This is a genomic window from Sphingorhabdus sp. 109 (assembly GCF_902506555.1).
Classification (GTDB): domain Bacteria; phylum Pseudomonadota; class Alphaproteobacteria; order Sphingomonadales; family Sphingomonadaceae; genus Parasphingorhabdus.
Map to the genome: position 1 here is coordinate 2,245,214 of NZ_LR732707.1, position 15,934 is coordinate 2,261,147.

At 56.2% G+C, this 15,934-nt stretch carries 18 protein-coding genes; 7 read left to right on the plus strand and 11 right to left on the minus strand.

The window, feature by feature from the left end; genetic code table 11:
- Window positions 1-13 precede the first annotated feature (13 nt).
- The 3 genes from BOSE62_RS10605 to BOSE62_RS10615 form a co-directional block, all read right to left on the minus strand.
- Window positions 14-751 carry a Crp/Fnr family transcriptional regulator gene (locus BOSE62_RS10605; RefSeq protein ID WP_159645818.1) on the minus strand — a complete coding sequence of 246 codons (738 nt, stop codon included), beginning with the start codon at window positions 749-751 and terminating at the stop codon, window positions 14-16.
- A complete protein-coding gene (locus BOSE62_RS10610; protein ID WP_159645821.1) occupies window positions 751-2,262 on the minus strand; it encodes a sensor histidine kinase in 1,512 nt (503 codons plus the stop codon). The genes BOSE62_RS10605 and BOSE62_RS10610 overlap by 1 nt, the downstream gene beginning before the upstream one ends.
- A gap of 366 nt (window positions 2,263-2,628) precedes the next feature.
- Entirely contained in the window at window positions 2,629-2,919 is a 291-nt protein-coding gene (locus BOSE62_RS10615; RefSeq protein WP_159645824.1) for a DUF883 family protein, read from the minus strand.
- 174 nt (window positions 2,920-3,093) lie between these two features.
- Between BOSE62_RS10615 and BOSE62_RS10620 the strand changes: the two genes are divergently transcribed.
- Window positions 3,094-3,873: a response regulator gene (locus BOSE62_RS10620; RefSeq protein WP_159645827.1), complete on the plus strand. Its 780-nt coding sequence runs from the start codon at window positions 3,094-3,096 to the stop codon at window positions 3,871-3,873.
- Between the two features lie 162 nt (window positions 3,874-4,035).
- Here BOSE62_RS10620 and BOSE62_RS10625 read toward each other — a convergent pair whose 3' ends face one another.
- The 4 genes from BOSE62_RS10625 to BOSE62_RS10640 all read right to left on the minus strand — a co-directional run bounded on the left by BOSE62_RS10625 (window position 4,036) and on the right by BOSE62_RS10640 (window position 7,030).
- Window positions 4,036-4,626 carry a sigma-70 family RNA polymerase sigma factor gene (locus tag BOSE62_RS10625; protein ID WP_159645830.1) on the minus strand — a complete coding sequence of 197 codons (591 nt, stop codon included), beginning with the start codon at window positions 4,624-4,626 and terminating at the stop codon, window positions 4,036-4,038.
- Window positions 4,619-4,930 (minus strand): NepR family anti-sigma factor, encoded by a 312-nt coding sequence (locus tag BOSE62_RS10630; RefSeq protein WP_159645833.1) that lies wholly within the window; start codon window positions 4,928-4,930, stop codon window positions 4,619-4,621. Before BOSE62_RS10630 ends, BOSE62_RS10625 begins: the two co-directional genes overlap by 8 nt.
- Before the next feature lie 178 nt (window positions 4,931-5,108).
- Window positions 5,109-5,534, minus strand: a complete 426-nt coding sequence (locus tag BOSE62_RS10635; protein WP_159645836.1) for a BLUF domain-containing protein — start codon at window positions 5,532-5,534, stop codon at window positions 5,109-5,111.
- A gap of 107 nt (window positions 5,535-5,641) precedes the next feature.
- A complete protein-coding gene (locus tag BOSE62_RS10640) occupies window positions 5,642-7,030 on the minus strand; it encodes a mechanosensitive ion channel family protein (protein WP_159645839.1) in 1,389 nt (462 codons plus the stop codon).
- Window positions 7,031-7,161: 131 nt separating this feature from the next.
- Here BOSE62_RS10640 and BOSE62_RS10645 point away from each other — a divergent pair, with 131 nt between their 5' ends.
- From BOSE62_RS10645 to BOSE62_RS10655, 3 genes are all read left to right on the plus strand, one after another.
- Entirely contained in the window at window positions 7,162-7,605 is a 444-nt protein-coding gene (locus BOSE62_RS10645; RefSeq protein WP_159645842.1) for a PA2169 family four-helix-bundle protein, read from the plus strand.
- Between the two features lie 66 nt (window positions 7,606-7,671).
- Entirely contained in the window at window positions 7,672-7,857 is a 186-nt protein-coding gene (locus BOSE62_RS10650; protein WP_159645845.1) for a PLDc N-terminal domain-containing protein, read from the plus strand.
- 130 nt (window positions 7,858-7,987) lie between these two features.
- On the plus strand, window positions 7,988-8,392 hold the full coding sequence (locus BOSE62_RS10655; protein ID WP_159645848.1) for a YidH family protein: 405 nt from the start codon (window positions 7,988-7,990) through the stop codon (window positions 8,390-8,392).
- A gap of 223 nt (window positions 8,393-8,615) precedes the next feature.
- On the opposite strand, the gene BOSE62_RS10660 is transcribed toward BOSE62_RS10655, so the two are convergent.
- Entirely contained in the window at window positions 8,616-10,028 is a 1,413-nt protein-coding gene (locus BOSE62_RS10660; RefSeq protein ID WP_159645851.1) for a phospholipase D-like domain-containing protein, read from the minus strand.
- Window positions 10,029-10,186: 158 nt separating this feature from the next.
- Here BOSE62_RS10660 and BOSE62_RS10665 point away from each other — a divergent pair, with 158 nt between their 5' ends.
- Both BOSE62_RS10665 and BOSE62_RS10670 read left to right on the plus strand, forming a co-directional pair.
- A complete protein-coding gene (locus BOSE62_RS10665) occupies window positions 10,187-11,008 on the plus strand; it encodes a mechanosensitive ion channel family protein (RefSeq protein WP_236554177.1) in 822 nt (273 codons plus the stop codon).
- Window positions 11,009-11,088: 80 nt separating this feature from the next.
- Entirely contained in the window at window positions 11,089-11,703 is a 615-nt protein-coding gene (locus tag BOSE62_RS10670; protein ID WP_159645857.1) for a GNAT family N-acetyltransferase, read from the plus strand.
- A gap of 210 nt (window positions 11,704-11,913) precedes the next feature.
- On the opposite strand, the gene BOSE62_RS10675 is transcribed toward BOSE62_RS10670, so the two are convergent.
- Window positions 11,914-13,173, minus strand: coding sequence for a DUF2254 domain-containing protein (locus BOSE62_RS10675; protein ID WP_159645860.1), 1,260 nt, complete (start codon window positions 13,171-13,173; stop codon window positions 11,914-11,916).
- A 284-nt stretch (window positions 13,174-13,457) separates the two neighbouring features.
- Here BOSE62_RS10675 and BOSE62_RS10680 point away from each other — a divergent pair, with 284 nt between their 5' ends.
- Complete coding sequence (locus BOSE62_RS10680; protein WP_236553988.1) at window positions 13,458-13,949, plus strand: c-type cytochrome; 492 nt, start codon at window positions 13,458-13,460, stop codon at window positions 13,947-13,949.
- On the opposite strand, the gene BOSE62_RS10685 is transcribed toward BOSE62_RS10680, so the two are convergent.
- Both BOSE62_RS10685 and BOSE62_RS10690 read right to left on the minus strand, forming a co-directional pair.
- The gene (locus tag BOSE62_RS10685) at window positions 13,950-14,522 is read right to left on the minus strand and encodes a DNA-3-methyladenine glycosylase I (protein WP_236553989.1); all 573 of its coding nucleotides are present in this window, start codon (window positions 14,520-14,522) and stop codon (window positions 13,950-13,952) included.
- Between the two features lie 57 nt (window positions 14,523-14,579).
- Window positions 14,580-15,905, minus strand: a complete 1,326-nt coding sequence (locus BOSE62_RS10690) for a methyltransferase family protein (protein WP_159645869.1) — start codon at window positions 15,903-15,905, stop codon at window positions 14,580-14,582.
- Window positions 15,906-15,934 lie beyond the last annotated feature (29 nt).

Consider the following 15,934-nt stretch of genomic DNA (forward strand, 5'->3'; position numbering starts at 1 on the left):
CCCCGCGCGAAATTTATTCGCGTCCCAGCCGCATGCGGAAAGCATCAAGGTGGAAATAGCTGGAATCGAACTGGCTGATTTCGGCGAGGCGGGCTTCATCGGTGAAGAGTATCCATCCGTTTTCCCGCACCAGCAGACCATCCCGCTCCAGCTGCCGGAGCACCCGGTTGGTGTGGATCGGAGTCAGACCCAATGCGTCGGCAATGACAGTCTGGGTCAGCGGCACACGGAAACCTTCGCTGGTTCCTGCGCCGGTGATCAGCACCCGCCGGTAGAGTTCGAGCAGGAAATGCCCTATTCTTTCGCGCGCGGTCTGCTTGCCATTTCGCACGATTTGTTCCCGCAAAAATGCCTCTTCCTGAACCTGCATCCACCAGAACGCGAGCGTCAGTTTTCCGGACTCGGTCAACAGGCGCCGAAAGACCGCGGGCCTTACTGAAAGACCGGTCAGTGCCGTAACCGTTTTTACCGAATGGTCAGCCTCCGCTGCCACCAGCACCTGTAGGTCGAAAAAATCTCCTGGCAGCAATATGTTCAATATCTGGCGGCGGCCGTCTTCCAATGTCTTGTAACGGATCGCCCAGCCTTCCTTGACGATCAGAACACTATCCATCTCCTGACCGGCATCAATGATTTCGCTATTCTTGTCGAAACGCTGTTCCCGCCCCTCGATATTCATGATGACCTGTTGGTCCATCTCGTCCAGATCGGCGTAGAAGGAAATGCGCCGGAGGAGGGCTTTTTGTGCCACTATCGGTACTCTTTTTCGTCGGGTGCAGGAAATCTAATCGTGCAAATCAGGCCGTCGGGTGTCCAGTCCCGATCAATTTCTCCACGCAAGTTGCGGGTTATGCTGTGATCGATCAGCGAGGACCCGAAACCGGACGCCGCCGGAGCAGGCTCTGACTGCGGTCCGCCGCTCTCCAACCAGCGCAATTCGACAACATCCTGTCCGTCTTCATCTGGAAGGATAGTCCACTTGATTTTTACCAGACCGGTATCGGTGGTCAGCGCACCATATTTGGCCGCGTTTGTGGCCAGTTCATTTAGCACGAGCGACATCGACACCATCGCGTTTTCTTCCAGAATGATATCGGGACCAAACCAGCGCACTCTCGGGTAAGTCTTGCAGAGGTCGCGCACAAGTGCGGCAAATGATCCCGTAACGAAATTGGTGTCGAGCAGGATGTGTTGCGCGCGGTTCAGCGCGCTCAGCCGGTTCTTGATCCGCTCGATATAATCATCGATCGATGTTGCTGAATTTCTGGTCAGCATCATGATCGATTGCAGGGTCGCGAAAAGATTACGGAGGCGGTGATGAAGCTCGCGCGTGTGGAGCCGCAGCTGTTCCTGCTGGTCGACAGAATGGGTGATATCCTTGTTGATGCCAGTCAGGGTCGGACGACCATTTGATTCGAGATAGTCGCCATATCCCTCTACCCAACGGATCTCCCCGGAAGGCAGTATGATCCGGAATCGCGCCTCAAATTTCTCACCGGGCGCTGCGGCAGCACCCATAGCCTCGGTAACACTATCACGGTCTTCAGGATGAATACGGGACAATGCGTCTTCCACCTGGGTTAGCGCTTCACCTGCATCCTCTCCCCATATTTTCATATAGGCACCACCCCATTCGATCATTCCCGTCTCAAGATCGGTTCGGAAGCTGGCGATGTCGCTGAGAGCCAGGGTGAGGTCGAGGTTGGAACGGTCTATAGCCGCGCTTTTCTGGGCCTGTTCGCGCAAATGGATTTCGCGGTTCAGCTCCAGCTCGCTCATCACAATATCAGCCATGCTTGTCAGCTGATTGAGCTGGCTATCCGTCAGCCCCGACCGGGGAACGGTATCAGCAAACCACAGGCCGCCAAGAACCATACCGTTCGGCGCGATCAGCGGCGCTCCGGCAAAAAACCGGATGGACGAATTCCCGCTGGCCAGCCGATTGCCGGCAAATCTCGACTCCGCCAGCACATCTTCTATTATCAGCGGCTCACGGCTTTCAATCATTCGCCCGCATAGCGATGCCTCGCGGTCGGTCTGCCGATCATCAAGCCCGACCGGTGATTTGAAGAACTCCCGATCTTTAGCGATAAGGGAGATGGATGCTATAGGAGCTGCGAAAACATCAGCGACCAGCCGCGTGACCCGGTCGAAAGCGTTCTTCCGCGCATCATCGAGAAGTTGATAGTTGCCCAGTGTTGATAGCCGCTCGACTTCCATCTTCGGCTCCAACTCCCCGGTCCGCTGATCAACCGCCTTCATGTCTAACCCCTTTTTTGTCACTGACCCTGAAGCCGATCCCTCATAAACGAATAAGTAGCGTTTCTGTTGCCTCGTCGTACAAACCGCGCAAAACACGATGCGGCAAACGATCAGAAAAGCCGAAGCCGGAGCTATTGCCCGTATAACGATGCCGGTACAGTTTCATATCAAATCATTGACGATTGGCCCACAGCCTGTCTGGTCACCTGCGCCCAGGCATATCTCAGCATTGCGGACAAACATCGGAACAAGCCGATCGTCGATTTCCCCAACATTTTCCATCACGCAACATTTTTCATCACGAGGCCAGAAAAAGGGCTGCCAGATTTGCGCTCTGCAGCCCTTTCAAATTCTGGTTCGGACGTTCTAGCGCCGAGCCATCAGGGCGCCGATCAACAGGCCGACTCCAGCGGTTGCCGCGATGCTCACGATCGGGTTTTCCTGGAATGTCGTCTGCGCCTTCGCTCGCCCTTTCGTTCCGGCTTCCACCGCATTGGCACGTGCCGCATCAAATTTGGTCTTGGCATTGGCCCGCAGTTCCGATGCATTGGCCTTGGCGTCGGCCTTAACGGATCTGGTCAAGCTTGCCAGATCCTCTTTCAACGTCTGCAGATCCGACTTCACCGCGCCCATTTCTTCGGAATAATTGCCTGTCATTTCTTTTTCTCCATATTCGGTCTAGTGATCTAATAACAGGTTAACGAACGGCGACCGTTTTGGTTCCGGACCAGATCTGCAGATCAAGCAATGCACGCGACACCGGCGTGACAAAATAATGATGGAACCCTTTTTCCGGTCATACGTAGGGGACCCATCACGGAGATATAAAATATGTCACTAGCTCAAAATCTGAAACCGCATCTTCCCTACTTACGGCGCTATGCACGGGCCTTGACCGGCAGCCAAAAGAGCGGCGACGCATTTGTCAAAGCCACGCTTGAAGCGATTATCGCCGATCCGGAACCTGTCCCGGATGACAATGATGTACGGGTTCATCTCTATCGCGTTTTTGCGAGCATCTGGGAAAGCGCACATGTCAGGGTTTCGGACGATCCGGATCAGAACAACGCGCAAAACCGGCTGAACGCGATCCCGCCCATCAGCCGTCAGGTGCTGCTGCTAACCGCACTGGAAGGCTTTTCGGTTAGCGAAGTCGCCAAAATCGCCGATGTCGGCGAAAATTCAATCAACGACCTGCTGGACGATGCGATTGCCGAGATCGACAAGGAGATCCGGTCGGATGTCCTGATCATCGAAGACGAAGCCCTGATTTCAATGGAATTGCAGCAGATCGTATCCGGCCTGGGACATCGTGTTTGCGGAACGGCAACAACCCACAAGGGCGCACTCGAGGCGGTAACCAATGCCAAACCGAGTCTGGTCCTCGCCGATATTCAACTGGCAGACGGCAGTTCCGGTATCGACGCCGTGAAGGATATATTAGAGCAGATTTCGGTTCCGGTGATTTTCATCACCGCATTCCCCGAGCGCTTGCTGACGGGGGAACGGCCCGAGCCGACTTTCCTGATCACCAAACCGTTTCAGCCAAACGCCATTCGTGCCGCGATCAGTCAGGCACTGTTCTTTTCGACCGCAAAGCAGGACGCCTGATTGCTGGTCCGGACCTGATGGCCTCAACCCCAGTTGACAAAGGCGAGCCCATCGTTGTCGGTTCGGAAATCCGGACCGGCGACGAGGAGCTGGCTGTTTCCGGGCCGGTTCTGGGCTAGAAACAGATTATTGTAGAACAGAATGGGTTCTGGAAATTGCCGCCTAGGGCGCTATTTTCTCGACCGCGCCAATGATATTTTCAAGCGCGGTTGTAGTCATATCATCATGATTATCTGACGCGGAGGTGAAACGCCCTTCCTCCAGAATGGCTTCCAGCGTTTTCCGGGCGCGAGACACCCTGCTTTTCATGGTGCCGACAGCGCAATTGGCGATTTCCGCCGCTTCCTCGTAGGAATAGCCGCCTGCGCCGACCAGAATGATCGCTTCACGCTGGTCGTCCGACAATTCCATCAGCCCGCGCTGCAAGTCGGCGAGATGCAGAGGTTCCTGCTGCGGCGCAGGCGCGGACAATACCCTTTCCGCAACCAGCTCGTCATAATTGGCACTGAATTTTTTACGGCGCATGCCAGAGAAAAATGTGTTGCGCAAAATGACGAAGGTCCAGGCCCGCATTGACGTGCCGGCTATGAACCGGTCTCGTGCAGCCCAGGCTTTCAAAAGGGTATCCTGCACGAGATCATCGGCCAGATCACGATCCCCAGACAGACTCCGGCCGAACGCGCGCAGATGTGGAATCGCTTCCGTCAGCTGCTGCTTGAACTCCGCCGGCGGTAACGCCTGGGGCTTACTCATTATCGTCCGGCCGGCTGGATTTTACGTCACTCGTGTCGTTTTCTTCCAGCTGGTCGAGAAGCGCCAGCATATCGTCGGGTAGCGGCTCGTCCAGGACACTCGAATACATGTCCTTCAATCCAAGGCCTAATCTTTCCTGCATGTCTTCCTTGCTTTTCACCGGCATTTCCTTTGACCGTTGCCCTGCATCATCCGGTTCTGAAGAACCTGATGTTTCAGATTTATTTTCGTTCGGGCCCGTCAAAACATGCCTCGTTTTTTCCTTGCTTGAAGACAGAACACCCGATGTTCCTAAAGGTTGCATATAAATTTTTCCTGAAAATGTCCAATGGCCCGCGACAATCCTCGCACGCAGGCGCGAATGGGGATCGAGCTCCGGAGTTGGACAGGATGGCAAATGTTGCGTTTGGAGCCGAGGTGCCGAACAGGTGCCGCCTTCTTCTGCTGCTTTTCAGCCGACCCAATCCGGCAGGGACCCGCTATCACCCTGACGGTTGCAATCCAAGCGAACCGAAACTTCGGAACAGCGTCCGGGCCATTTCGGGCATGGACACATCGGCCAGTATTTTCGGGAGATCGGATTGCGCGCAGCCTTGGATAGATGGAAAATGCCGGCCGGCAAAATAGATGTTCGCAAACTGCCTGCTCTCTGATTCCTGCTGATACAGGATCGTAACCCCGCTATGCCGGTCATCTTGGCCGATATAATACATCCGGTCCCTGACCGACGAGCGCTCTCCTTCAATATATTGCATGAAATTGAATCCGTTGCAGACAAGCAGTCCGGTCAATCCAAAACGCTCGCTGTTGCGCAGCGTAACGCTCATGATGGCAAGAAAATCGTCCTGATTCATGCCGGGCTTTGCGGTGCTGACAAAAATGAGCGAGGTGATCGAACGAGACGACACGCAAAACTTTCTCAAAACGGCTGTGTTCACAGCCAAGACGACGATTGCTTCGCAGAATAGCCGCATTTTTTCCGTTTTGCGCTAACATAGGTTAGCGGGCCGGTCTCTTATTCCACCGGCTGCTGGTCATCGAGCAGATCGGAAGCCCCCTCGCCGGATCGTTCTGAATCCACCAGTTTCTCGACATGGTCCTCGGGCGAGACGTCAAACGCCTCTTTGGCGGGCGCCCTGACCGGCTTTTCTTCACGTCCCCCGGTTGTTGCCAGCGCCCCGGTCAGACCCTGCAACTGCGGTGGGCCATTGTCGAAGCGCAGGCGATATATCGGTTCCGGCAAAGCGAAACCGGTCTCTTCCAGCGCGTTTTTGGTCACGCGGATCGCCGCACCTCTCGCCTTGTTGAAGTCGCTGTCGCGCTGATCAATCCAGCCGTGAAAGGCGATCAGGATATTGGAGTCCCCGACTTCCCTGATTTCGGCCGTTGCCTCGGGGTCGTCCAGAACGAACGACTGGCCGTTGATGGCCCGGAGACCGGTTTCGATGGCAGCGGCCGGATCGTCGTCGGCATCGACGCCCAGTATGAAGCTGAACCGGCGCTGCGGATTGCGCGTAAAATTCAATATTTCCGCCTTGAACACCGTCGCATTCGGAATCCGCAAATGATTGCCGTCAAGGGTCATCAGAATTGTTGCCCGCGAGGTCAGCCTTACGACCCGCCCCTCCTGCTCCCCGATACGCACATGATCATTGGCGCGAAACGGCTGCCGAACACTCAGCATGATGCTTGACATATAATTATCGACCGTGTCGCGCAGGGCAAAGCCAACCGCCAGACCGATGACACCGGCACCGCCAAGCACCGCGCCGATCAAAGCCGTCGCATTGAGAATATCCAGGCCGACAAAAATTCCGACCATGATGAACAATATGCGGACAAACCCCGCGATCAGTTCGGCCAGAAAAATATTCGGCGTCACCCGTTTCCAGAAGCACATGCGCGAAGCAAGGAAATGCCCCAGCAGACCGATGCATAAGGCGGACAGCAAGGCGACCCCGATGAGCGGAAGCGCCGACAGGAAATTCTGCAAGCTGGACCCGAATCTGTCGACCACGGGTTCGACATTCTTGCCGACCGACAGGTCGCGTTCGAAACGGGTTTCAACGGTAACGACACCGGAGACTCGCTCGGCAATGGCTTCGGCCCGGTCGGCCGAGGCATTGTCCGCTATGGGTCCCGACAGACGCACAACACCGGAGTCAACGGCAACCACCACTTCCTGCAGCCCCTCTATTTCCCGAAAGATGCCCCGCAGCCGGTCCGCAATGACAAGATCGTCGCTTCCGTCTGCCTCCGGATCGATAGCCGGCTCGGGATCATCTACCGCTTCCGTCTGCTGAATCTGCGCACGCGCAGAAAAATGCGGGGAAAGACCAGTTGAAAGCGGGGCCAAGGCCGCGGCCAGAAACAGGCCCGTCAGGATCCAGCGATAAAGGGACATAATATTCCAATCAGCAACGTTCGCATACGCCGCAACATAGCAAAGGTTCCCGCCGGCGGGGAAAATTTACTTTGGAACCGACCGGCGTGCCCGATGTTGGTTGTTCATAAATAACGCAACACGAGGATGATATGACAAATAACGCTTCCACAGAGATATTGAATGACATTCTGGAAACACTGATCGATTCCACGCATGGCTACGAAAAAGCAGCCGAGATCGCGGAACGCACCACCTTCAAGAATTTCTTCTCCCGCCGCGCGGCTTCCCGCCGGGCAATGGCCACCGCAGTTCGCGAGGAAATCGCGAAATCCGGCGGAACACCGGAAAGCGACGGCACGATCTTGGCGTCGGCCCATCGGGTTTTCATGAACCTGAGCGCTGCCTTGCAGGACAATGACGAAGCCGCGATCGAGGCTGTCGAAACGGGCGAGGAATATCTGCGCAAGAAGTTCGAGAAGGCATTGACCCGGGACGAGCTGTCGGTGTCGGCCAAAACATTGTTGCGCAACTACCAGGGCGAGCTGCGGGCGGACGGCCGTTTGATCGACCATCTCGAAGAAGCAACGGCGTGATGCTCAGCATTCGCTAATATTTGGCAATATTATCTAAACAAGATTATCTAAACAAGGGAATTTATCATGGAATATGGAATTGTTGGACTACTGATTTTGGCTCTGGATATCTGGGCGCTGCTGAGCGTTTGGGGCAGCGGTTCATCGACCGGTGCGAAAATTATCTGGTCGCTGATCATCTTGATCCTGCCAGTTATCGGCCTGATATTGTGGTTTTTCGTCGGGCCGAAGGGCAGCGCACGGGCGATCTAACGGTCCTAGCCGTCACATATAGCTGAGCAACGCAACACGCCCCGGCATCATTCACCTCCAGTGGATGAATGGCGGGGCTTTTGCTATGATTTCCGCGCGCGGCACCAGAGCGCTATCGGGGGAGACTGTCATGACAAAAAATATATCCAGCACGGACCTTGCCAACGAGCGTACGGATCTCGCCGAAGATCGCACCGAATGGGCAGAAGACCGGACGATCATGGCTAATGAACGAACCTTTGCCGGCTGGATGCGCACTGGCCTGGCGGCAGTCGGGATCGGTCTCGGCTTCAACGCCCTGTTCGGCAAACTGGAACCGCCGTGGCTGCCCAAGGCCATCGCTACCCTGTTCATGATCATCGGAATCTTCATTTTCTGGGTCGCCCAGCGCAACGGTTGCGCCGTGCAGGACAGGCTTAATTCGCACCAGGCGACCCCGGTCAAACCATTTAACATGCGGATCATCTCCGGCTTGATGGCGACCGGAGCGATCGCCTTGATCGTCGCAATCTGGACCATGAAATTCGGCCGCTAATCTGACCCATTGTTGCAACCTAATCCCGGTTCGTCGGTAAGTAGAGTGAACATCACACAACGAACCCAGGAGAAAGACATGCGTTATATCATCAGAACGATTGCTGCCGGTGCCATTTCCGTTGCCGCCCGGATCATCATCAAGAAAATCCAGCAAAAGAATGAAACCAAGTCACCTGAAACCGCGGCATAGCATCAAGCCATAGCACACGGGCGCGGCGGACTTATACGATACCCGCAAAGGTGTCATCGGCCCGCTGCGGGTCGAGGATGTCATTCTCCGCCAGCCACGATTCCACGGCGTCAATATCGGGAGTCTCATAGACCCTGAGTTCGCGACCCGGCGTCTGAAGCGCGTCGATCGTCGCGATCAGGGATCCGGTTTCTTTCAACAGCCTTGCGACATCCTGCTCTCCAACCCCCAGATGCTCTGCCAGCAGATCGTTCCGGACACGGGCGATCTGGCTGGACACTTGCCCCCCCTCAACATCCGAAGCATCAATCGCAACGTCGCATTCGCTGTCAAAGCCCAGCGAACGATTATTGAAATTGGAAGATCCGACCCGAATATAGCGATCGTCGATTATCATGATCTTTGCATGCACGTAGATCGGCGTGCCGGCCGCGTTGAAGGGATGGAAGATGCGGAACCGGTCATATTGGTCCTGCACCTTTATCGCTTCATGCAGACGCGCCCGGGTAGAATCCATAATCTCGGATTCCAGCCATCCTTCCGCGCTTTGCGGGTTTACAATTATGACTTCCGGGCCATCCGGTTCCGAAAGACGCGCGGCAATGGCAGAAGCGATCCGGGCGGAAGCAAAATACTGGCTTTCCGCATAGATAAAACGCCTGGCAGCAGCAATCAGGCCCAGACACAGGCTCTCAATTTCGCGCGCATCCCGCTGGTCATCCATTTCGGGCAATGTCCGCGCGATAGCGACGGGGCAATTCGTGAAATCTGACTGCAAACCCTCGGGCCAGCAATCGCTTTTCGCGGTTACCATCTTGTTTTTCTTGCCGCCCGCACTGCGCCAGTGCTGGACCGCATATTGTGCCAGCGCGCCCGCGACTGCACCCTGTACCACCATTGCCGCGTCGTGCCAGGGCCCGGCATCATTGCCGTCCGGCTGCAGGCGATGCTCCTGACTGTCCTCGTGCGCGCGCGTGTCCCAGCGGTTGTTGGTCACATCAATGCCGCTGCAAAAAGCGGTGTCTTCGTCAATCACAATGACTTTCTGATGATGCGCAGCCCCCACGGGATGGTGAGAATCCAGCTTGAAATGCACGCGCGGGTGAAAATACCATCGGATCAGCGTCAACAGACCATTCACCCGGAGAAAGGACTTGAGAGCCCCGGTATCCCATCGCAGCACATAGATATCGAGATCGCGATTCTTCTTGAGCAGCCAGTCAAAATAGGCGCCAATCTTCAACGGGCCCTCCGGTTCCTCCGCGGTATCACGCATCTCCACCCGTTCGTCGAAATCCCACCCCAGCAGCATGATACGTTGTCTGGCCTGGGCAAGCGACTTTCGCACCGCACGGAAATAATTCTCGCCATCGATAAGAACAGCCGCCCGGTCTGCATGCTCGACCCGCCAACAATTTTCCCCGGGCTTGAATAAATTCGACATAGGCGGTTAACCTTTTCCGCAGGATAGAGTTCCCTATGGAACTGCGCTTATATGCAATTTATGCAACCATTTTATGACCCGCGCGTATATAGCGCATGAATAATACAACAAATCGGTCCCTTGATACTCTCCAGATTCTAGCGGCACAATTGCGTTCCATGTGGGAAGGCATTGTCAGCCTCCTGCCCAATCTGGTTTTCGCCATCATCCTCCTCATCGCGACCTGGATTGTCGCTCGCTTTGCGACAAAAATAGCCGATCGCCTGACCGCAAGAACGAAAATGCGGCCGTCCCTGCGCGAGCTGGTCGATACGCTAGTGAGAATTGCGATCTGGACAGTCGGCTTGATGATCGCCCTGACGATCCTGTTGCCGGATTTGACCCCAGGCAGCCTGATTGCCGGGCTGGGTGTCGGGACGGTGGCCATCGGCTTTGCCTTTCAAGACATTTTCGAGAATTTTCTCGCCGGCATATTGATCATGGTGCGGGAGAAAATGCGGATCGGCGACTATATCTCCTGTGAAGGAATCGAAGGCAAGGTGGAGCAGATCCTGTTGCGGGAAACCCATATCCGGAAGCTGTCAAACGAGCTTACGATCGTGCCGAATTCCATATTGTTCAAGAACCCGGTAGAAATACTGACCGACCATGATAGCCGGCGCCACGAAGTCGTGGTCGGCGTTTCCTATGATACCGATCTCGAGGAAGCGCGCGATGTCATTCGCACAGCCGTTGAGTCCTCCGATGCCACCGACCGGGAAAAGCCCGTTGATATCTTTGCCTGCGAGTTCAACTCCAGTTCGGTCGATTTCCGACTTCGCTGGTGGTCGGGTTCGGCCCAGCGTGATATGCATGACAGCCGCGACCAGGTGATCCGCTCGGTCAAGCGGGCACTGGACGACGCCAATATCGAAATTCCGTTCCCTTACGTCACCCATACGTTCAAGGAAGCCGTCCCGATGGCCTCGCAGGCAGATTGATGCTAGGCTCCGGCCTGTCACAGCAACCGGGACGGACACCGTCGGCGGCGAATATTGGCAATGCGTCGGAGAGAAGCTTGATGTCCGAATCCTGGTCTTTTCAGAATCAGCTCGAATCGGTCGATGCCAGACTCGACAATGGTGTCCGGATTTGTCTGCGCCGCGTCCGTCATTCGGATATGGAGGAACTCGAGAGAGGCATCAGGCAAATGTCCGACCAGAGCCGCTATCTGCGTTTCTTTTCCGGATCAAAATCCATGTCGCCGACGGTTGTCGAACGGTTGGCGAATGCGGATGGCATCAATCATCTTGCCTGGGGGGTGATCGACCGGGACGAGAAGGGAAATCCCGCAATAGCGGCTGCGCATGTCTTCCGGGACGAGGGCAGCAGCGACACCGGCGAATTCGCGATAGCGGTCCTCGATCCCTATCACGGGCTCGGCGTCGCCCGGATTTTGATGACCGCGCTGTTTCTCGACTGCTATTGTGAAGGATTGCGTTATTTGCGGATCGACATTCTGCGGGACAACAAGAAAGCCTATCGGCTGATCCGGTCAATCGGCGCAACGCCTGGCGTAATGGAAGGATCGGTCGCCCGATATGATCTGGTCATCGAAGACGCAATTTCGGCATTGCTAAAGATGGAAATCCCGACGGCCATTCCGGATATATTCGCCGCTTTTTCCGCCAACTGAACCGCGATTCCGCACGCCGTACCAGTAAAATTTCCCCGACACGGAACCGATTGGGCCTTGCCGGGTTATATCTTGCAATCGATGGGCGATGTCCGAATTCACCTTCGACCCAGAGGTTTGCGCCGGATACCGCGATCACAACGAGTAGAGTATGTTGTGGATCGCGTTATCCGGCCTTCCATTCTCCAGCCGACGCGACCGTCGGCACAGCTACGCGCAGCAGCCGGCTACCTTCTGTGATCTTGCCTTCAGATCTTCCACGTCGGCCTCGTGCACTATCGTGTCGAGCGCCCTTGCCAGAGCGTCCCGGGACGCCTGCGCAGCGGCTGCGGCGAATAGATCTGGCCATGACTGGGCCAGCGCCAGCAGGCAGAGCTGAATGCGCTGCTGCACTTCCACCAGTCCGGCCCCGTCCCGCGCGATCTTGATGAAGAAATCGGTGAACAGGTCATCCATCTCTATCACCGGGCCATGAACGTTCGCATATTTCGCCTTTTCCGGCTCGGCGCTGGCGGCCGCCAGAACCTCGAAACAGCGCAAACCGCTGTCCAGCACCGAAATAGCCGTGCCCGGATCGTTCACCGCCGGCGACAAAGCCCGGGAGGCTATTTCCGATAGAACCACCAGGCCAAACCGGGGGTCCTGCTCAAAGCTGCGATCATGCTCGACCAATATACTGTCACGGAACGGCTGCAGATCGGCTTCTTCGGCTCCTGCCCCGGACAGGTAAAGCAACGGTCGGGCCGGGTAGATAAGCTTGCCCGGGTGGATGGTCAGATAGACGGTGACATCCTGTTGCTCGGCGGCTTCCTGCAGCTGGCTCAAGTCTATCGAGGTCACCACACCGCTGACACTATCGCAGCTGACCGGAAGCGCATCCTTCGGGATGTCGACAGGCGGCTGCGCGTGCAAATAGGGATGCTGGCCATGCCAGCGAAGCGCTTTCGAGGTGGCCTGCTCGACGCGGTCGATAAGATCATTCATCCGCCCGAACGTGGACAGCTGCTGGATCCAGTTGATCAGCGTGCCGGAAATAATCACGATCACGGCTATCGTGGCAAAGAACAGGATGATGCGACCCTTGTCGTCATAATAGCCGGCAGATAATCCGATAATTCCGACGATGCTGAACAAAAATGTACCGAGAAAAGTCGACAAGGCGTTCTGCGACCGGTCGTCTGCAAGCATGAGAGCGATGGTTCGCGGCGTAGCGGTACTGGTCGCCGAACCGTAAGCCGACACCATGATCGACACGGAAAAGGCAATGACCGCCAGCATGCTGGATGCCAAAATAGTCAATATATCGCCCACCGACCCGCTGGCGATCTCCAGATCCGCTTCATAGGGAATCAGCGGGCCGACCCACTCCGCTGCCGCCGCTGCGGCAATCGCTCCCAGGCTGAACAGCATCGCCCGAAACCAGATTTTTTCAGGCAACCGCGCCATATATTTTTTCAAGGCCAGAATCATGCGCCCGCTTGTCCTGTCCGCTTGACCGGGCTTCCTACCGGCGGTTCCTCTCGAAATATGTTCATACTGCGAGGATAGCCGCATTTGACCGGCCCGACCAGCACCGCTTTCGCTATCCGGCCGACGAGGGAGTGAAGACATTCTCCCATTATTGCAATCAGGCGGCGAGAATATCTTCGACGGGACCGGCAGCGCAGATCAGTACTTTAATTTTGCAGGATTCCGCTCTAGGTCATCTTATCTTCGAGTTGCCTGACAATATTACACGATAGGAAAAAATGAATATGGTTCGCATGAAGACGGTATCGGCTGTTGTGGCTTTGGCAGTTGTGGTTTCTGGCTGTTCAGATGGTGGACCGGAAACCGGCGAACCGGCAGCAGAGTCAGCGAAAACGGAAGCACCGGTCGACACCGGACCGCCAGCGGTTGACGATGTCACCACATTGGACGGCGTTGCCTATGCCAGCCTGACCGGTGATGCCGCCGCGGGTAAGGCGAGTTTCGCCCAGTGTCGCACCTGCCATGTGATCGAACCGGGAATGAACCGGCTTGGCCCCACGCTGGCAGATATTATTGACCGGAAAGCCGGTGGAGTCGCAGGTTTCAAATATTCTGAAGCCACGACCAATAGCGGCATCGTCTGGACAGAAGAGAAATTGAACCAGTTTCTCGAAAAGCCGGCAAGGGTAATCCCGAAGACCAAGATGTTCTACGCCGGCACACCGGATGCACAGACACGTGCTAACCTGATTGCCTATCTCAAAAACCCCGGCTGATCAGGCCTTCCAGCAGCCGGCGAGATGGTCGTCGGTCATCCCGATCGCCTGCATATAGGCGTAGATGATAGTGCTGCCGACAAAGCTCATGCCGCGTTTTTTGAGGGCTTTGGAAATCGCGTCACTGACCGGTGAGCTGCTCGCCATTTCGGAAAAATGCCCGGGCCGGTTTACCGGGGGTGACGCACCGTCCAGATGGCCCCAGAGCCATGAATCGAAGCTGCCGGATTCGGTCTGGATTGCGAGAAATGCCTGTGCGTTTTTGCGGACCGAGTAAATTTTGAGCCGGTTGCGTACGATCCCGCTATCCTCGCGCAAGGCTTCCAGTTCATCATCTTCCATCGCCGCGCAACGCTGGATATCAAAACCGTGAAAGGCGCGACGATAGCCGTCGCGTTTGCGCAGAACCGTTTCCCAGCTCAGGCCAGCCTGCGCCCCTTCCAGAATCAGATTTTCGAACAGCAACCGGTCATCATGAACCGGCACGCCCCATTCCCGGTCGTGATAGTCGCCGTAAAATTCTTTGCCCGCCTGTCCGCCGAAGCAACGCTGCTTTCCGTCTGTTCCTGTCACTGTCATGAATGCGGGAATAGCGATTCCCGCTGGAACCGACAATTTGAATCGGTCGGGTTATTCGGCCGGCTGGAATTCCGGTCGGTCTCCGCGCTCCGGCGGCCACCAGCCGATACGGCGCTTGATCCGGTTTAGCAGTCGGGGGACCGGTGCATTACGATCCATCCACTCGGCATATTCCTTGTAGGCCGGGTCGCTGAGCAGATGCTTTTCCTCGGTCTTGGCGCGCCAGTAATAGACAAGGCTGACCGCCGCGATCAGGACAGTATTGCGGACGAGATCGGTGATGCTTCCCGAAGTAACCAGAAACGGCATGGTGGCCAGCCACCAATAGGCGTTTTTCGCAACATAGGCGGGGTGTTTGGTCCAGCTATAGGGACCATGGGTCAGGATGCCGCGATGGGTGAGATTGGAGAAGCGCAGACCAAAGGCAATTGTCGCCCACGCATAGATCGCTGTGAGAAAAACCAACAAGCCGCCCCAGATCCAGAGGACGACCGGCTGGCCTGCGAACCAATAGGCCCAGTCGGCGGTGTTGACGTGATAGTTGAGCGGACCGTCATCGCCCATCAGGATGAATGGCGGATAGCAGATCAGCGCCGCGACCCAGCCGGCCAGATAGGGGTTCGCCGTGCGGATATGCGCATCGAGTGGCTTCATCGTCAGCAGATAGCCCACCGTCGCAAACTGGACGTCGACGACAAACATCGCGATGATCAGCCAATGAGCAATTTCTACCGGATTACCGGCCAGCACATCCAGATCGAGGCGGACCAGATCGGCAAAACCGCCGGGCACGATCGAGAGCATGAACGCTAGGAAAAAGCCCTTTACGGCCCATGCGCGGAGATGGTGACGGATCTGCTGTCGGTCAAATTCGCTTTTCCTGCCGGTTAGCAGCTGGCCAAAATGCCAGGCACTGTCGCGCGGTTCGACGGCAAAGCGATCCGTGAACAGCACATAGGGAATAGACAGCAGGAACAGCCATGGCGCCACCGCTTCCATGATCTCCATCGAAAACTGATATTGCCCGGTCCAGTACCAGCGGCCGACACAGTATATTGTGGCGATCATACCCCAGGTCGCCCAAAGGCCGGCGAGCTTTACCAGACTGACGTCGAATGTTTCTTTCAGCGGCTTGGGACGGTTCCAGTCCATGCCCGTGGATGGCCGCAAATGCACCTTGTCCATCAGCAATGACCAGATCACCATCGGCACCGCACAGGCCAGACAGGCGGCAAGCGCGGAATAGGGGCCGTCCAGACCATATTGGCGGGCGATCAGGATCCAGCACGCCAGGCCGATCAGGCCGGCAATGCCCACACCATGGGAAACCGCGGACTGCGGGCGTGGATCATCGCCTTTCGATTTTCGTCCAAACATGCGCCCGCCTTAACCAATAATGGTAAGCA